This is a genomic window from Paenibacillus sp. FSL R5-0923, assembly GCF_038009145.1.
Taxonomy (GTDB): Bacteria; Bacillota; Bacilli; order Paenibacillales; family Paenibacillaceae; genus Paenibacillus_AQ.
Genome location: NZ_JBBPAT010000001.1, coordinates 4,286,299 through 4,304,565 on the forward strand (window position 1 = coordinate 4,286,299; position 18,267 = coordinate 4,304,565).

Below are 18,267 nucleotides of genomic sequence, written 5' to 3' on the forward strand. Positions count from 1 at the left end.
AATACACTTGGCTCCAGCTCTTTTGTGATGATTACAATCCCATAATTCTATAAATCAAAGCAGCAGCCTCCGCACGGGTGGTCAGATTTAGTGGTCTGAAGGTTCCGTCGGAATAACCATTGATTATCCCTGACTGCTGCAGGTACTCAACTGCTTCCCTGGCATAAGCTCCGATTTGCTTCTGATCAGCAAATACTACGGTTTTGCTGGAGTAATCCGGCTGAAGAGCAGCTAAACTCCGAGCGCGAAACAAAATAACAGCCATTTCTTGGCGAGTAATCGGTTCTTTTGCGCCAAATAAGCCTTCGCTGCGTCCGTTAACAATCTTTAGCGCCTGAGCTGTTGAGACAGCTTGGTAATACCAAGCGTCTGGACTCACATCTTCGAAAGTATTGCTGTTCTCAGCCTGAAGGTCCAGTGCCGATACCAGCAGTTGAACAAACTCTGCTCTGGTGATTTGGCGGGCAGGCTCATATTTGCCATCGCCTGTGCCGTGCACCAGGTCACGGGAAGCCAACGCTTCTAGGATAGCAGCGAAGTCCGAATTGACATCAGAGAAGTGTATATCTCCATTCGCTGCAGCGTATAATCCGAAGTTCCGTGTTGTGAAGGTGATGCTCTCTGTACCTGAAACGTATTTGGAGTTCTTGACCACTTCCGCCAGCCCCTCGCGGGTAATAGAATAGACGATGGCTTGATTCGGCGCTTCACTAGGATTCAATTTATATCCAAGCGATACCTTCATTGCCGCAGATTGACTTAATGTTTCTATTTGCTTTCCGTCTACCATCAAGGAGATCCGGTACACGGCATGCGTTTTCCATTTCTCATTTAATGCAACAGAAAGGGTTGAAGGATCAACAAAATGAATGGACAGCTCTAACTGCTTGGAACCCTCCGGAATATTGCTACCCTTCTTGTCAATTGGGAACGTTACGGTGGTTGCACCTGCTTTTATTGTAAGAGAGGTAACATTCTCTTTCAGTTCGGTAACGGGCAATTGAAAGGTTACACCCTTAGCTGTGGCATCTAATTTAGTAAGCTCAAGTACCAATGCACCATCTTGCACACCATTCATCGCTTTTTGAATTTCTCCAGTAGGAAGCTGTGCAAGGCGCATTCCTTCAGTATCAGGTGAAGCCTGAATCTGAATATGGCCGGCTGAGATTATATTCACTGGATTAACTATTTTCCCTCCACTGTTACTATTGTTCCCGCCATTATTGTTGCCGGACGAACTGCCGGGCGTTTCTGTTCCCCCGCGGTCTTCACTCCGTACCACTTTCAAAGTGTAGGTCTTTGTTGTTGTTCCATTTGCGGCGGTAACTTTGATGCTGACGCTATTTTCTCCTACTTTTAGTTCACTTCCGCCAGTTACTGTTAATTTGGCTTTCGGATCTAAAGGTATCCCTGTTACAGTCACGGCTGTTTTAGAAAAGGGTACATTTATTGTATAGGTGAGTGTGTTCCGGTCAAACCCGGAAATATCTGTACCGTCCATACTCAAAAAGCTCAAATCAGCATTATCACTCGGTTGTGTCCCCTCCTCATCTTCGACATTCATAAACTGGAAGGTGCGGAAGAGTGTCGCATCTTTCGCTGCGCCAATGCCTGATCCCCACTCAATATACCCTTTTCGGCCAGCACCATCATTATCGTTAACCAACATCGAGAAGCTCAAGATATTGCCTAATGCTGCCCGAATTGGACTTACTTCACTCCAAGGTAGTGCCAGTGCATATGAGGTAATCTTAGTCGCTTCATCTCGGGTTACACTTAGAGTTCCTTTGGTCAACACTCCAGTAGCAGCACCTTTCATGGACAGCCAACGGTATATTTGCGGCCCCTCCGGCGTCTGTGAAATTCCGTATTCATACCAGGATTGGCTATCGCCCGGTACACCGGGAGCAAGGCTGAATTGAATACTGTCATTTTGCCAAATATTAATCCCGGAAGCGTTATGGCTGAATACATCATCACGGATGTCGGCGGTTAAATAAATGTTATCCGCGTCCCAGCGTAATTGCGCTGTTCCGCTAAGATCATCCGTACCGTTATACCCGCTCAACAAAGGGGTTCCGTCTGCAAGATCAATCAGCGCGGGAGTTCCTGTGTCTGACTGATGCTTCATCCGGTTAATATCTATGTTTTGCTTGAGGTGAACTGTCTCATAGCCTTCAAGGTCAACGGTCAACTCTAGTGGATATTTAACGCTTTCAGAGAATCCCGGCAAAGGAATTGGATAAGTAAATCCGCTATTCGGAGCGATTTCAGCTAGTTGCGACTGGCTACCACTGAGCTGATCACTTCCTTCTCCTATTTTCCAGGAAATTTTGTTAATTCTCAGAGGGTCTACTCCAGAACTGTTTGTAAACTGAAGTTGAAGGGATATGCCTCCGTTTCTACCATCTGTAATATGAGGAGCAATTTTTAAGCCTTGAAAATATAATCGTAGATCATCCACAGGTGCTTCAGGCAGTGTAGCAGGATCAAGTCCGGGTCCATTATAGGCTCCGATATTCGGTGGATTTTCTGCTGAGATAGAGTTGCCCCAATAGTCACGGCCTCCGTTGTCTGCAATGATTGCACCTGCCCCAAGCGCAGGGGAGCCTTCTCTTAACTTGTAACCGTCCACTGTATTCCAGCCAATTCCACCGCTGCCCTGAGCAACCAAGAGCGGATTCGCTGTGACGGGATTCGTATTTTCCGGCTCGCTTACTGGATGATTTCCATACAACAGGTTGTGGTCGAAGCTGCCATTTACCCCGGGCAGATTATAACCTCCCTGTCCAAGGTTGTAGACCAGATTGTTCCTGAACGTATAGGGAGCGTTGATATTTCCCGCGTCGTCCCATTCATGGTCGATTATTTTGGTGTTTTGCCCAGTGCCGATATAGATCGTATTGTTATAGATTTGCGTATCCGGCGTAACCCCGCCTGCAAAATTAAACGTATGCGTCAGATCATTCTGGCTGATGTTGTATCTGACTACATTGTTAGAGGAGCCGGTAAGCACTCCTGGAGTTAAACGGGCATCGACAAAAAGCATGAATCCGCCCTTATTGCCATGGCTGTAATTATATTGAACTACACTGTCCATAGTATCGATATCCAGATTGAAGCCCTGTCCATCTCCCTCTGGTTTATTTGTGTTAAAGGACTCATTAAACTGCACGATATTATTCTTGCCCCGGGTCGGCCAGATTGCGGCTGAGCCGTTAAACTCGCCTTCTTCGGAGTAGTTCCCACCTTCTTCTGCTATGTTATGCTCAATTAACGCTCCGTCCGCACCGAAGGTGAGGATGCCGTCGCTGTCTGCTTGTTTGACATAATTTCCGCGGATCGTAACATTGACCGTAGCATAGTCGGCTCCGTTGAAACGCTGATCCCATACCACAATTCCTGTCCGTCCAATTCGTTCGACCGTGTTACCTTCGATCCATACCCCATCAAATTTGTCCGTGCCCGTCGTTCCGCCCACATATACGGAAATTCCACCGAACGCATGTGGACCACCTTCTGCACCGGAAACTGTCGGATAACGGAAGCTGCTTGATACATCATGTATATAGTTATCCTGGATGCGGATATTTCTTAAAGTTCCTCCGTTTGCGTTCTCCACCATTATGCCTTCCCGGTAAATGGTTCCTCTCTCGGAAGCATAGTTTGTGACCTCCAGATCCCGGATGCTCCAGTTTGAGGCGTTGCGCAGGTATACAGCTGCTCCGGCCATGCCTCCACCATTGATAGTCGGTTTACTTCCGCTGCCATAGGCAGTGATTGTTATCGGTTTATCGTCTGTTCCGCTACCCTTAGGATATAATTGTTCGTTCCAGATTCCACCCTTCTTTAACAAAATTCGGTCTCCAGCCTCAAAGGTAGTCTGGTTAACTACAGAGAAGGTCTTCCAGGCGGTCTCCGGTGTTTTTCCATCATTGCTGTCGCTGCCTGCAAATGAATCGACGTAATAATCTCCGTCTCCACCGCTGTTCCCTCCATCTCCAGGCAAGCGGTTGGACAAGGAGACCGATCCTAGCTGCATCAGCCAAGGGGCGGAATCGCCGCTGATCTCGATTTTTAGATAATGAATGCCGGAAGGAATCCCTTGTTCTGGGGTATAATTCGTCCCGGTCCAAGCTGCATCTCCTGTAGATTGTGGAGCTTCATGTATTGCTGAAATCTCTGTCCAGGTGGATGCATCCGCCGATCCATAGAACTTGATGCTTCCGCTAGACCCGGCAAAGGAATGCAGACGGACGATGAAATGCTGCAAATTATGCAAATGGTACACAAGTGATTCTGCCGAATCTGCTGTTCTCACTGCACGAGAATGATCTCCACCAAAAAAAGTGGGATTGCTTGTATCTAAAGACCAATTTGTACTAAATGCATAGAGCTGTGAAACGTCATCAAGCTCATCGTTAATCGTTTGAGGTGCAAGTGATACATTGGAGAGCGTAAGGTGTCCGAGCTGCATCAGCCAGCTGTCGAGGTCGCCGCTGATCTCGATTTTGAGATAATTGATATCATTCGGAAGTGTACCTGCGGGCGTGTATATTGTTCCATACCAACCAGAACCGGTTGCTGTAGGACTGTCATTAATGGACGGAAGCTCCGTCCACGCTGTCGCATCGCCCGATCCGTAGAACTTGATTACGGCTGTTGAGCCAGAGAAATAATAGGCCTGAAGCGTAAACGACTGAATTCCTGTTAATGAATAAACGGCATAACCGGTATCCGTGGATGTCCTGACCAACCGCGTAGCATCTCCGCCGAAGAATTGAGGATTGCTGCTGTCAATCAACCAATTCTCCGAACGCAGCTCCGCTGCTGGCAGAGCAGAGAAATCATCGGCATACGTCTCTTCAGCATGGGCAGAAGCACCCATTACAGGGAACACTGTCGTGAAGATCAGCATTATCATTAGCAGTGATTTTGCGAGTTTTTTTAACATTGTTGTAGGATTCCCCCTTGAATATTTATTGAATGGCTTGGTTTGCGAGTCTTTCAGCCATTGGGTAATTCCATTCTGGGACAGCTTTGGATAGCTTATCGTCCACCATGGATCTAAACTTCTGTTGCGCCAAATGAAGTGTGATAGCATCCTTCACTTGATCGAAAGGTATAACTCCTGCATCCTCTACCGATAGACAGTAAAGTAGATGGATGGCCCCATTTTCAGCAAACAAGCCACTAATCTGTCCAGGTGCAAGCTGATCTGCAGCAAGCAATACCTTAGGATTTTCCAGCGCTGCTGTTCGCCGGGAAGCACTTGTTATTTTGACTTCGCCCACGTTTATACCAAACTCTTTTGCCTGCTGATGGATGCCTGTGTCTGATCTTATTTCTGCTGCTATTACTGCTGCCTTGAGCAATTCCATTTTCTCCAAGGCCTTCTGCTGATCTTTGTATTCTGTTTCCGGACCAAAAGGCAGTGACGCCCATTCAAGACGTATAGCTCCCGGCCGAGAATATTTAGCAGCTAGATTTGCTTCATATTCCAGCCTTACCTGTTCATCTGAAATCACGATACCTCCGTTGCTGCGCATTGCCTCAATCGTGGCATCCTCAAGGTTGCTCATGTAATAACTGTAATAGGCCTGCGCTTCCAGATGAAGAGGACCATACACCACTTCCTTATTCGCTGCCGCCTGACTCCTCCGTTGATTCTCGTGCTCCATTCCTTTTAGAAAACCTTCAAAGCTGATATCCGATACCACCCCTGCTTCTTGAGCAAGATGCAACTCCATCCGCTTCGTCAGTAGCTGTGTCTGGGATTCTTTTATCCACCTTTGGATTGGTTTTTCGCCGGAATAGTCGGTAAACCAGAATTTCTCTGAGTAGTTGGCATCGTAGGTCTGTTTAAAGTAATCAGCAGTCAGTGCCCGATTCATTTGAAGATGCCAGTTGAACTCCGCTGCAGTGACCTCCTGTCCGTTAAGGGTCAGAAGTGGTTCTTCTGCTTGTGGAGCCTGCACATTCATCGCGCCAATCAGCAGCAGGCTTCCCGCAATCAGAGCGAATAGAATAGTGATAAGTCGATTTCTTTTGGAATGAAGCCTTAAAGTCATAAGTTGATTCCTCCTCTCCGCATTCTTATTAAGCGCTTTCATTCTCTTCGATATTAGACATGTTACCCTTGAAAAAACAGGCGGGAATGCTGCGAAATGGTTTGCCATTTCACGATTTGACCAAAAAGAGCAATTTCACTCCATCCAAAAAACAAAAACAGCCCGAAATAATCCGGACTGCCTTGCATTGTTTTTAGGACGGGACTACCCCCGGACACATACTGAAGCTCAGGACGCCGCCTTTGATAATCTCTTCATGAGGCAAAGAGTGGTGCTCCCAAAGCGTGTGGTTCCAGTGGATTGATTTACTGTACACATTGGCGGGGCTGTTGTTTTGTGCTTCAATGACCCATTGCCGCCCATCTTCGAGCTGAATCGTTACTTTATCAAATAGAGGGCTGCCTAGCACATATTCGGGAATCCCGGGACTTAACGGATACAGTCCGATGGCGCTCCAAATATACCAGGCACCCATGCTGCCATTATCCTCGTCGCCGGGTAACCCATCCATTCCACTGTTGAACAGTTTAGCCATGGTTTTGCGAACCCAGTACTGTGTTTTGGACAACGCCCCGAGTCTGGCGAAAATATAAGGAATATGGAAGCTGGGCTGATTGCTTATGGCAAACTGCCCTAGATCGGCCGCAGCCATTTCCGACATTTCATGAATTTCCAAGCCATAAGATCCCACTTTGAATATCGGTTCCTCGGCCATTAACTGGTCCATTCGCCGAACAAAAGCTTCCTCGCCACCCATCAGACTGGCTAATCCCGGGAAGTCATGGGGAACTGCCCAGCTACCTTGCCAAGCCCCACCTTCACAGAACGGATCACCCCACGCTAAAGGATCAAATCCTTCCTGCCAAGTACCGTCCTCGTTACGGCTTCTCATAAAACCAACCTCTGGATCAAACAGCAGCTTGTAATTCTGCGCCCGGTCCATAAAACGCTCATAATCATCCATTTTGCCGAGTGCTTTGGCTATCTGGGCTATACAGAAGTCTCCGTATATATAATCCAGCGTGTTGCTTACACTTTCATGAAAACGATCATGCGGCAGATAGCCGTGCTGCAAATACAATTCTAGCCCCCGTCTACCCAGCTTCTCGTCTGTAGCCGGACGATCTGCATGTTTCAGCAAACCTTCATATAATAGCTCTACGTCGAAGCCGCCGATGCCCTTAACCACGGCATCCGCAGCTGCCGCATCGATCAGTGTGCCGGGCATGGCACTGCGTTCGCCTGGTGACAGCCATTTTGGCAGCCAGCCGCTTTCACCGTAAGCTAATGTCCAAGCCTGCATGATCTCACCGAGCAAGGATGGAAACAGGATACTGTATAACGGGAAGCTAGTCCGGTATACATCCCACAGTCCGATATCTGAATACATTGGACCCCGGCAAATGCTGCCGTTAAAAGGACTGTAATGAATTTGCTCGTGCTGCTCGTTATATTCATGCCATGTTCTAGGAAACAGGCAGATCCGGTACATACAGCTGTAAAAGGTACGGAGGTTCTCTTCATCCGCGCTTTCGACAACAATGCGGCTCAGCCGTTCTTCCCAGCCTGCCTCTGCTTTGCTCAAGATCTCTCCGAAGCTGTGCCCACCGACCTCCCGATCGAGATTCAATTGCGCTTGCTCCCCACTAATAAAGGAAGTGCCGCATTTCACTTCTATTACACCGGATTCCGGTATGTTTAATTCTACGTATGCGCCCAGCTTATCGCCGGTTCCTTCATACGTCCTTAGAGGTTGGTACTCCCCGTCAAAGATTCCCGAATCCTCCATGAGGATGTCTGTGTCGAATTGGAAGACGAAATACATCGCGAAATTATCGGGTACCCCGGCGGTATGGCCTCTTGTAAAGCCGATGATCCTGCGTTTCTCCGGTTGAAAGGTGAGTTGAGACTCGCCTTTAAGCGGTGCTATTATGAGCCTGTTCTGTTGTCCCTTAGCGTATGTTATTCTAATCACCGCACAGCGCTCTGTAGGGGTCAGCTCCAGTCGGGTACGATATCGTTGAAGAGACACACCGAAGTAGTGTGGGGACACTTGCATCTCTTCCGGTTTAAAGGAAGATGAGCGCGAATCAGGACTGAGCAATAACGGTCCAGTCTGTGGCAACAGTGTTAGATGTCCATAATCTCCGATCCAAGGACTGGGCTGGTGAGTTAGTCGTATGCCCTCCAGGTGGCGATGGTGCGGATGGAAGAACCAGGTCCCCCCTGCTTCGTGGGTTTGTGGGCTCCAAGCCGCCATGCCAAATGGCATCGCTGTAAGCGGCAGCGTATTGCCGTGTGAGTAGCGGAAATCCGACTTAGTCCCCTGTAATGGATTAACATAATCTAACAAAGTCAAATGGATACACTCCTTTGGCTGGCTTACACCAGCTCTATAATCTCCGACCTTAACTGCTGCCGGCTAAGATAATCGAAATACTTGAACATCTCCAGCTTCTACCCGTATAGACAGGTGAGTTGTTGAAGGTTCAAACGGATTTATTGGCTGAATTCTGGCATTCCCATCGTCAAACCATGGCTCTGCTGAAGTATAATTGGCAGGCAGCGTAACTTTGGCTTCTGCCAACGTCTTCCCTTCATTATGCACATAGAGGAACGCACCTCTGTCTTCTTCAACTTCCCACTCGGAAAGATCAGCGCGGACACCTCCGCTTACTTGCACATTCGGCTGTAGCTTCAATTCCTGCTGTAAAAGATCGCGCACCAACTGGAGCGTTCCGGTATGTCCATCCTGCCAGTAGGCAGCCGCAAGTAAGGTACCGAACCACACAGCACGCCCATTTCCATAAGTAGCGGCCGTCAACACAGGCATGTTGTCCTCGGCAAATTCGGCTAGGACCTTCACATGACTTTGCAGCGAAATATCTGATTTGTAATAGGAGCCGTGTGCCTTATCATCTGCGGCTGCTTCCCCTTCCTTGCTGTGCTCCATTACATTAAGGAGTGGGATCGCCGTCCGTGATTCGAATGCTACCTGATGATAGCTATGATCCAGATTCTCGGCAGAATGAATCCAAGTCTCCCGAACCCCAAAGACTTCATCAAATCCGTAACCGGGAACTGTATAGCTGTGACAGCCATTCTCTGCCTGAAGCGCGCCGAAGGAGCATTCCGAAATCAATATGCCTCCCTTTTCTACCCACTCACGCAGGAGGTCACACAGTTTACGGTTCAGATACAGTGGATAAGGCATCCACAGGCAGCGGTATTGCTCCAATGTCTTTTCCGTAACATCCGACTCATGCAGAAATTCCACTTTATAATTAAGATCATGTAGCAGTTTATGGACGCCTTGAAGGGAATCGTTATAGGTGTCCAAATGATCATGGGCAGCAAAGTTTGCGATTTGGTTCTGTGGGCTGAATAGAATAGCAATCCCGTCCCCACGCCGTTTTGCCTGTAAAAGCTCTTGCTTATTGTCTTGCACAAGCTTATTTAGTTGGGCCATATCCTTGTACCATGGGGTTGGACTGCCGTCCAAATACACACTACCCCAAGCCGGAGCCTCCTGTCCTAATACCTCCGGTCTATACTGCCAGAACAGATATCCCGTGATGCCACGGGCGAGCGGGGTCAGAATATGCTGCTTCATTTCTCGCAGCTCCGGCTGGCGCGGTTTCATCGCCGTATTGCCAGGCAGCGCATGAATCTCTGAGTTGATGATCGGTTTGCCTTTGGCGGCAGAGATCAGTAGATCAGCCGACCAAGCTGAGGACCCTAGGCTATTGCCTGTCAGGTCACAGGGCTCAGCCAGCTTAAAGTCGTCTGAACCTGCTGTAATCATATTAAAAATAGGAGCTGGCACAGTATGTGCCATAACAGGATGCAGCAGATCCAGTGACTTCACAGTATCTACCCGGCTCCGCAGCTCATCTGTTAAAGTACCGGACATGTACAGCCGCCAGTCCACCAAATCATTGAATACGCCTTGCCCACGCGGTGCCTCTACTTCCTCCCAGCTTCTGTAAGTCCGCTGCCATGATTCGTTCAGAGCTTCCAGAGCAATATATTTATTTTTCAGCCATTCTTGGAATGCCAGCACTGAGTGCTCGCAATAACATACCTGGTTGTCAAATGACAGCTTGCGCTTAATCCCTGTCGTCAGCTCAGGCTCATTCCATAAATCCCACACCCAGAGTGCAGGATGATCTTTGAAAGTCTTCACTGTTTCCGCCAGAAATTTCGCCTTCTCCGTGGCTGCAGCTGCATGGTGATAACAAGGTCCAGGAGCTCCGCCAATCTGGCGGCAGTTAATTGCCCTTGGTTCCAGAACGGAACCGTCTGCTGTGATCATTTTGGAATCAGGATGTTTTTTATAAAACCAGGCTGGCGCCACATCGAAAATCACGTTCAAAATGACCTTTAAGCCATTCTGTTCAGCAATATCCATCAGCTCCTGAATATCATCGAACTGGTAGATCCCTTCTTTGGACACGCTGGCGCGCCACTGCACCCAATACTTCACACAATTGAAGCCCTGCCCGGCAATATTGCTTAGGTCTTTCTCCCATTGATCCCGGAATGGGGTTGGGGAACGGTAATATTGAAACCCGAATGGAATAAATGATTTTTGTATCAAGGGTACTCCTCCTACAGCGTTCAATTTCGATGTCATGTATTTATAAAAGCGCTTACCGCTCTTTTACGGTTAAAGTCTATCACAGTACATTTTGCAAAAGTTAGGATGGAATCCTATGAAACGGTTTGTTAAGCTGTTGAAATGTTTAGAACTTCCGCTATGCGGACATTTTTGTACTTAGCCACCGGTGAACATACTGCGAAATCGTTTGTGATCCTGACAACTGAGAAATTACCGCTCCTCTAAAAGAGGTTTCATGTTTATAATGACTGTAAGACATATTAGAAACTACTTCGAGGTGAGGCCAATGTTGAAAGCGCTTATAGTAGATGATGAATATCTCGTCCGTATGGGCATCACCCAAACCATAGACTGGGCAGAATACAACGTCGAGATCATAGGAGAAGCCAGCAATGGTGAAGAGGGTTTGGAGCTTGCACTACAGCACCGCCCGGATGTGATTATTACCGATATCCGTATGCCGTATATGAACGGTCTTGAACTTATCGAGAAAATACGGGAGCAGGACATGATCGTAGGCATTGTCGTACTTAGCGGTTATGACGAATTTCAATATGCGCAGGCTGCATTACGTTATGGTGCCTCCACCTATTTGCTGAAGCCCATTAATATAGAAGAACTCGCAGATACAGTACGAAGCGTTGGCGAAGAAATTCTGGGGAAAAAGCAACTCTCCAAGCGATATTCACAGCTTAATGAGGAAATTGCCGCGATATCCAAACAATTCTGGCAGGATTTACTGCATGGCCAGCTGCATAGTGAGGAATTCATTACCAGCAAAATAAAGCTGCTGGAGCTGCAATTGGAACCAGGAAAAGCTATGCTGCCGCTGTCCATAGCCTTCCCTGCTGATAATGGTCTTCAAGGAACTGATGTAAGCAAAGCGTTGGAGGATGAAGCAGCGGTTATTCTGGAAGCGTATTCTTTTGAACAGCTCTGTCTATTCCGCGATAGTCATCTGGAGTGGGTTATGATTCTCCGAACCGATGAACCTGAGCTTGCCGGCGATTCTGCCCGCAGATTAGGTAAGCAGCTATCGGAATGGAGCCAGCAGCACTTCGGCCAGGCTCTTAGCGTTGGCATCGGCAAACCAACTGAAAAATGGAACGGAATCGTAGATTCATACAAACAGGCTGTGCTTGCTGCGCAGCGTGCATTGTCTGGTATTGAACGCGTGTTGTACGCTGAGGAAGAGGCCGGAGCTCGATGCCGGCGTGAAATCAGAGACGCCCTCGCTTTTATCCGGGAGCATTATGCTGGGAACATTACCGTGGAGATGGTTGCTGCTGCGGTGTTCGTCAGTCCAACCCATTTAATGCATCTATTCCGCAAAGATTTGAACAAGACTTTCTATGAATGTCTGACGGAATATCGGATTGAAGAAGCCAAACGTATGCTGCGCAATCCGATGTACCGGGTCTATGAGGTGGGCAATCAGGTTGGTTTCACTGACTCCAAATACTTTAGCCAGATTTTCAAAAAGATGACGGGCATCCCGCCGAGCGAGTATGCAAAAACCTATGGTTAAGCTAACAATGGCCAACCGGATGGATTCTTGGATGCGGAGGTTCAAGATCAAAAGTCGGATTGTTGTTGTCCTGTTAGTGGGATTGTCTCTGCATCTGGTGCTGATGCTTGTTATTTTCAACTTCTATTCCTATACCTATCTGCAGAAGGATCTGTATCGCCATGTGGTCCAGACTCAACGCCAAATTGGGCTCAGTGTGGAGTTGATGGTCGATGACATTCAGATGTTGTTCCTGCGATTTCTGGTGAACAGCGACATTTACCAGATCATTAATAACGATTCCCTGCCGGCAGCAGACAAGGAATTACGGATCGGGGCTATCATCGACGGTATGCTGGCACAGAATGATCTGGTGGGCAATGTAATCATCAACACCAATGATAATATGCTTTACTCTTATCAGTCCAAGGAGCAGATGCTCGAGGTTCCCGAAGCCTTGTTCATTAAACGTATACAGGAGAGCAGCATGCCTGTTGTCGGTGAAATCAAACGGGATGGGGACGGCAATGCCTATATCCCCTTCGGACAGCAATTCCGGAACTTCAATACGGGGCAAAATATCGGGGTCGTCATCATCTATGTCAGAGAAGCCGCCTTGGCAGATCTTTATTCCTCCAGTTTCACTGGCATTGGCTACTCCTTCCTGACTTCCAGCGAGCGGATTATATCTCACCCCGACAAGCGGCTCTTGGGCAATTTTTTGGAGGAGAACGCACCTCTTCGCCCGGGTCAGAAAGAAGGCTACCGCACCTGGTCAGATAACGGGAATTCCTATATCATTGCTACTTATCCTTTGAATCCTAGGTTGGAAACGCTTGGCGTTAGCTGGGAGTTCACCAGTGTGATTTCTAGCCATAAGTTGCTGGAGGGAATTGCCAAGGGTAACCGAAATGCCCTTCTTTTCGCCAGTGTTACCTTCATTGTCCTACTGATTCTTTCCTTTTATCTGGCGGCCAAAATCACCCGACCACTACTGAACTTGAAGAAGAAGCTGAGTCTGTTTGGCAAAAAAGACTTAGCAGCTGTCTATGAGCAGCGGGCACAGGTCGATGAGATTTTCCAGCTAGAGAACAGCTACTATCAGATGGTAGAACGGATCAGCCAATTAATGCTTGAAAAAGATGAGGAAAAAGAGAAGCAGCGCAAGGCGGAGCTGACTGCGCTACAGTCGCAGATCAATCCTCATTTCCTCTACAACACGTTAGATGCGATTGCCTGGATTGCCCGGCTGAAGAAGCAGCCCGACATTGAGCGGCTGATTTCTTCTCTGGCGACCTTTTTTCGGATTAGCCTGCATAAAGGCGATAAATTCGTTACTGTCGACGAAGAAATCCGTTTGGTGGAGAGTTTTGTGACGGTCGAGCAAATGCGTTTCCCGAATAAATTCGAGATTGAATACGATATTGAGGAATCGCTGCGCAAAGTCCGCATTCTAAAGCTGATTCTTCAGCCTATCGCAGAGAATGCGATCAAGCACGGCATCAGCGAGAAACGTGGCATGGGCAGAATCTGGATTAAAGGCGAGCTGCTGGAGGATGAGATTCGCTTTACAGTGACGGATGATGGAGTCGGCTTTGCCAACGGCGCGACACTTAGCCAAGCTAAGGAAGATGTGCTATTCCAGAGCGGATATGGGTTGCGAAATGTGGACGAACGGATCAAGCTGGAATACGGTCCTCAATATGGGCTAAGCATTTCCAGCACTCCGGGGCAAGGTACCACGGTTACGATTAGCTTGAAGAAGGAGCTGCCCAATTAACTAAGATTGTTAATGAATGCGGACACTACAAAGAAATCGTTCCTTTTTTGAGAGGTAGGTGGTACTTCCACTTTTCTCACAAAGAACGATTTCTTTTTTTGACGTGTGAGCAGTGTGGGTAGATATTCTGCTCAATGTCGCGGGGAAAATGAAGCCCTGGACTGTCGCTATTACGTTTCAGTAACGTTTCCTGTTTGCTCAATGCTGTCAATACTGGTTTAATAAATAATATCGTGTTGTTCCCCGTCTTTGGGATCGTTAATAACAACCCACTGTTCCTCAACTATGTTTAGTTCCTCATTGCAGAATTCCATTGCTTCTTCTAATGTTTCATAACAATAGTCAGCATTTGCACCCTTATTTTCATGAGTTTCAAATAGAAATAAATAAACACGATACTTTGATTCATAAATCATTACCTTACTGATGTCCCCTATTGGTTCTGTAAGAAGAGCATACATTCTCATTTTTTCACCCCATATGTTCTATTACAACAAACCCCTACGAAGTAGATTCGCTGTGATCGGTTCCTGCCCAATTAGATATAAGCACTGCTAGCCAGTGACCTTTTGCAGATTTTAGCGGGTAGCCTGAAATCTGCTTCATAGATTCTGTCTGCCATTCTGCTGCCATTCAGCATGCCAATCTTAGTCTTTCATTGTGGAGTTAATTTTCAAGTACAACTGTTTCAGCGGATTAACAATACTGCCACTAAGCATTGAGATCAGCAACCAGAACACTATAAACACGACGATGTTTAAACCGATCATTAAATACTTAAACGTCCGCAGCTCTGCATTCATGCCGTCTGCAGAGATATAGGTGACAATCCGCTCGTCCGATTCGGGCAGCGGATAGAGCAAAATCAAGCCGTCGGCCGTTTCACGCTCCAACAAATCCATAGCACCGCTACTTGAACTATCTTGTTCTTCCGGCATAGCTGGATTATCCTTCTCCGGTGTGGCCAGCGCAGCTCTAATTTTTTGCAATCGCTTCATAGGAACATCCGCCGCACTCAGTAGCTTTCCGTTACTTGTCAGCAGATAAACTTCATTCTCGCCGTAGATCGTATTTTTGCCTGACAGGTAGAAGCTGTACAGCTTGTCAATCTCAACTTCGAGTGAGAGCAGACCTAAAATTTGCCCCTCCGTATTCTGAATTTTTACCTCAAGCAGCAGACGGTCGCGCAGATCAGAAGGCGCATTCATCAGATGTTCCCGGTTCAGCACCGTCCAGCGCAAAGCCTGTTCCCGATTATCCAGAAATTGTTCCATCCCCGGAACTTTCTTGATCTCTGTAAAGGGGAGAAGCCCGGATACATTGCTCGAGGAGTACGTCCCCCCTGCTTCACCCCAAATATAAATGCCGAGAATGTCACTGCTAGAGGAGCGAATGCCCTCAAGTATCGGAGAAATTGCTCCGTCGTACGCTGGTTTTTTCAGAGCGTTTTGTACCACCTGATTGTTGGAGATAAGCTTGGAGGTCTCCTCCAGCCAGTTCATGAACAAAAGAGTATTCTTATGCTGCTGGCCAGTGTATTGAACAGATAACTGCCGCAACATATCCAAGCTTCTATGCTCCATAGTACGGTACAAAATGAAACTTGAAGCAGCAATGTAAACGGTAATAAACAGCACCAGGACAAGGCGGATGTTGCGGCCGAATGATCTGAACATATAACTCCCCCATCCCCCTCCGGTGTATGAATCAACAAAAACGAAAATCAATTGAAATCAGACTATCAGCTAAAGTGACTAATGTCGATCTCCTTATAAAAAGAACCTGCATCTGTCAAAAGCACTTCAGTATTCGGCAGGATAATTGTAATCGCCGAACCGGCTGGCCAGTTAGCTTCAAAATGGAAGCTTTTATGTCCCGCTTCTGAATGGATTTTCCATTTTACATGTATTGGACCCAGACTTGTGCTTACGGTTCCACTGGCCTGTTGCAGTTCTCCGCAATGTGGCTTTATGGTTATTCCCTCTATCCCTTGATGGACACCCAATATCCCTCTGGTGAACTCAGTGATCGGCAGCGCACTCCAGGCGTGACAGTCACTTCTGGTTCCAACAGAGTCCATTTCTGGGAGTGTAGTGAGGTTCAAATCCAGCTGCTTCATCCAGCGTGCCCATAGTCCGAAGGAGCGGTCATACAATCCGCAATGCTCCAGCGCGCGGAATAAATAGTAGCTCATCGGCAGTGAAAGCTTAGCCAGCGATGTGTCAGCCATTGTAGTCTCTAGTAGTGCTGCCCCCTCTACAGCGTCCACCGTGCCAGCTAAAATCGCCCAGACCTGCGTATGCTGGCTCAGCTGCATTTCCGCTGTTGCCGCCGGACTGTCGCGGAACATCAAGCTGTTCGATTGGCGACAGCAATCCAGTACCGCAGCGTTGACCGCGGCTTTGCGCTGGCGCAACTCAGATGCAATCTGCGTCCACCCGCTGGCGGCAAGTAATTCAGCCGCTTGCTCCAACGCGGCTGCATACATCAGGCTAAGCACGGTTGCAGGTGCATCATCCGTACAGTCTGGTGCACCAAGTGGCCATTCTTCTACCCAGTCGAAATAATTCCAATATTGGCGAGGTGTTCTGTCCACCAGACCCTGCGGTGTCAGTCGCTGATCGAACCAGTCCAATACGGATAACAGTGGCAGTCGGTACTGATTTACGATATCCAAATCTCCAAAGGATCTGTAGTGGTCATGAATCATCCCGATCCAATATAAAGAGAAGGAGGGGATGACCTGTGGCAGCACGGAGGGGTAGCGGCTTTGCAACATGCCGTTTGGCAGCTGCGAAGCCCTATAATCTTCCATTGCCCTCCGTGCCAATTGGTCGTTTCCTGATAACAGGTACGTAAATTCCATCATCAGTTTGGTATCCATGGTATATTGCAGCTGTTCATAATACGGCGTATCCTCGTAGGTCTCATGCATGCAGCGTTGTAGTGTTCGGACACTCAGCTCCCAGAGCTGGTTATATCGTTCATCGTTGCAATGAAAGCTTCCTTCCGGCAGCAAAGGATATCCGGTCTCCCGATAACTGAAGCCGGATATCGTCAAAGGCTCAGCTCCAGTATTCACCTCCAGCCGGACATACCGGAAGGTACGAAACCAGAATGGCTCATAGCATTCCATCTGCACCGAGGTGCCATAACCGGCTGGATAGTAGCTGTCATAACCGCCTCTTAACACATGCTCCTGCATATCATCGCGGACAGCTTTGCGGCGGATCTCGTCATCCCCAGTCTCTTCTTCGTAGCACTCGGCGTACAGGAGGGTGATCCGGCTACCTTTCCCCCCAAGAAGCTTAAGCTGCGGATAAGCTGTGATTAGCTCACCTGCATCCAGCTCCAGCCAGAGTTGCTGTCCCGCTTCCACGTGTATTCCTGCTAATGGCGTCGAGGCTCCACCAGCTTCATTCCGCAGCTCCAGACTATGCCCGTTTTCAAAAAGGGCTTCCCCTTCACCACTGCTGCTGCGCATCAGCTTCAGGAAGAGTTGCTCGCGCTCATACAGCAGCGGAATCGGTCGCTCCGCCAATTGCCAGGGGGTTAATTGACCATAATCATCCCGCACCGGCTGTACAATCCCTGCGGCTAGCCAGGCGCTGTCGTCATATTCCGGCAGAGTCCATTCCAACAGCGACAAGTCCCCCTCCACCTCTTCCAATCCGCCCATCCAGCGCATAATCGGAAACGGCTGAAGCCGGTAGCTGTGGTCCCTAATGCTTTTCCATGAGGTATCCGTATTGAGTTCCTGCACAAGCTGCCCATTGTTCATAACATCCGCTTCTACAAGCAAGCCGCCTTTTTGCGAGCGCCAAATCGATAGAGGACCGTCTTCACCCAACTCAAATGGCGAAGTCCCAGCATAATGAACTACCACAACAGCAATCACATTTATACCTGGTTGTAAAATGTCGTCCAAACTGAACTCCTCATAATAGTGTACATAACCATGACCCTTGCAAGGACCGGCCCATAAACGCTGCCCGTTAACAAAGAGTCTGTAGCGACTGTCAGCAGTAATGGCCAAATTCAGACTGTAAGCCCTCCCGGCTCCAGCTGGCAGCTCAAACATTTTGCGAAAATACACCCGCTCGTGTTGCTCCTCCCAACTTTCTGTCCCTTCCTCATCCAAAGGCCAGATCCATCGCGCGTTCCATTCTCCCCATTCTTTTGCTGCCATATAATGCACCTCTCCTTTATCCCTTAGAGTAGATTTGGCAATTTACGCAGAAACGGCATCGCCGCCCTTCAGAAGGTCGACGCCGCCGTTTGACTGTGC

Annotated in this window: 10 protein-coding genes; 2 read left to right on the top strand and 8 right to left on the bottom strand. The window is 48.2% G+C overall.

The annotated features are described in order from the left end of the window. Positions 1-31: 31 nt before the first annotated feature. The 4 genes from MKX35_RS19160 to MKX35_RS19175 form a co-directional block, all read right to left on the bottom strand. A complete protein-coding gene (locus MKX35_RS19160) occupies positions 32-4,954 on the bottom strand; it encodes an S-layer homology domain-containing protein (RefSeq protein ID WP_076299780.1) in 4,923 nt (1,640 codons plus the stop codon). Positions 4,955-4,979: 25 nt separating this feature from the next. Beyond that, positions 4,980-6,071: a peptidylprolyl isomerase gene (locus MKX35_RS19165; RefSeq protein ID WP_076299779.1), complete on the bottom strand. Its 1,092-nt coding sequence runs from the start codon at positions 6,069-6,071 to the stop codon at positions 4,980-4,982. A gap of 193 nt (positions 6,072-6,264) precedes the next feature. Then, positions 6,265-8,430 carry a GH92 family glycosyl hydrolase gene (locus tag MKX35_RS19170; RefSeq protein WP_076299778.1) on the bottom strand — a complete coding sequence of 722 codons (2,166 nt, stop codon included), beginning with the start codon at positions 8,428-8,430 and terminating at the stop codon, positions 6,265-6,267. 63 nt (positions 8,431-8,493) lie between these two features. Then, positions 8,494-10,671, bottom strand: coding sequence for a beta-galactosidase (locus MKX35_RS19175; RefSeq protein WP_076299777.1), 2,178 nt, complete (start codon positions 10,669-10,671; stop codon positions 8,494-8,496). Positions 10,672-10,978: 307 nt separating this feature from the next. On the opposite strand from MKX35_RS19175, the gene MKX35_RS19180 reads away from it, so the two are divergent. Continuing rightward, positions 10,979-12,220: a response regulator gene (locus MKX35_RS19180; protein WP_076299776.1), complete on the top strand. Its 1,242-nt coding sequence runs from the start codon at positions 10,979-10,981 to the stop codon at positions 12,218-12,220. Beyond that, positions 12,213-13,979 carry a cache domain-containing sensor histidine kinase gene (locus MKX35_RS19185; RefSeq protein WP_076299775.1) on the top strand — a complete coding sequence of 589 codons (1,767 nt, stop codon included), beginning with the start codon at positions 12,213-12,215 and terminating at the stop codon, positions 13,977-13,979. The genes MKX35_RS19180 and MKX35_RS19185 overlap by 8 nt, the downstream gene beginning before the upstream one ends. A 218-nt stretch (positions 13,980-14,197) precedes the next feature. On the opposite strand, the gene MKX35_RS19190 is transcribed toward MKX35_RS19185, so the two are convergent. The 4 genes from MKX35_RS19190 to MKX35_RS19205 all read right to left on the bottom strand — a co-directional run bounded on the left by MKX35_RS19190 (position 14,198) and on the right by MKX35_RS19205 (position 18,168). Then, positions 14,198-14,446 carry a hypothetical protein gene (locus MKX35_RS19190; protein ID WP_042188352.1) on the bottom strand — a complete coding sequence of 83 codons (249 nt, stop codon included), beginning with the start codon at positions 14,444-14,446 and terminating at the stop codon, positions 14,198-14,200. Between the two features lie 34 nt (positions 14,447-14,480). Next, positions 14,481-14,612, bottom strand: coding sequence for a hypothetical protein (locus MKX35_RS19195; RefSeq protein ID WP_341044397.1), 132 nt, complete (start codon positions 14,610-14,612; stop codon positions 14,481-14,483). 14 nt (positions 14,613-14,626) lie between these two features. Continuing rightward, positions 14,627-15,655, bottom strand: coding sequence for a cache domain-containing protein (locus tag MKX35_RS19200; RefSeq protein WP_076299774.1), 1,029 nt, complete (start codon positions 15,653-15,655; stop codon positions 14,627-14,629). Between the two features lie 65 nt (positions 15,656-15,720). Further along, positions 15,721-18,168 (bottom strand): alpha-L-rhamnosidase-related protein, encoded by a 2,448-nt coding sequence (locus tag MKX35_RS19205; RefSeq protein ID WP_076299773.1) that lies wholly within the window; start codon positions 18,166-18,168, stop codon positions 15,721-15,723. Positions 18,169-18,267: the final 99 nt, after the last annotated feature.

Excerpts from the sequence above, each read along its gene's own strand:
- MKX35_RS19180 (WP_076299776.1), top strand. The coding sequence starts at position 10,979 with ATGTTGAAAGCGCTTATAGTAGATGATGAATATCTCGTCCGTATGGGC.
- MKX35_RS19200 (WP_076299774.1), bottom strand. The coding sequence starts at position 15,655 with ATGTTCAGATCATTCGGCCGCAACATCCGCCTTGTCCTGGTGCTGTTT.
- MKX35_RS19205 (WP_076299773.1), bottom strand. The coding sequence starts at position 18,168 with ATGGCAGCAAAAGAATGGGGAGAATGGAACGCGCGATGGATCTGGCCT.
- MKX35_RS19190 (WP_042188352.1), bottom strand. The coding sequence starts at position 14,446 with ATGAGAATGTATGCTCTTCTTACAGAACCAATAGGGGACATCAGTAAG.
- MKX35_RS19165 (WP_076299779.1), bottom strand. The coding sequence starts at position 6,071 with ATGACTTTAAGGCTTCATTCCAAAAGAAATCGACTTATCACTATTCTA.
- MKX35_RS19160 (WP_076299780.1), bottom strand. The coding sequence starts at position 4,954 with ATGTTAAAAAAACTCGCAAAATCACTGCTAATGATAATGCTGATCTTC.
- MKX35_RS19195 (WP_341044397.1), bottom strand. The coding sequence starts at position 14,612 with ATGGCAGCAGAATGGCAGACAGAATCTATGAAGCAGATTTCAGGCTAC.
- MKX35_RS19185 (WP_076299775.1), top strand. The coding sequence starts at position 12,213 with ATGGTTAAGCTAACAATGGCCAACCGGATGGATTCTTGGATGCGGAGG.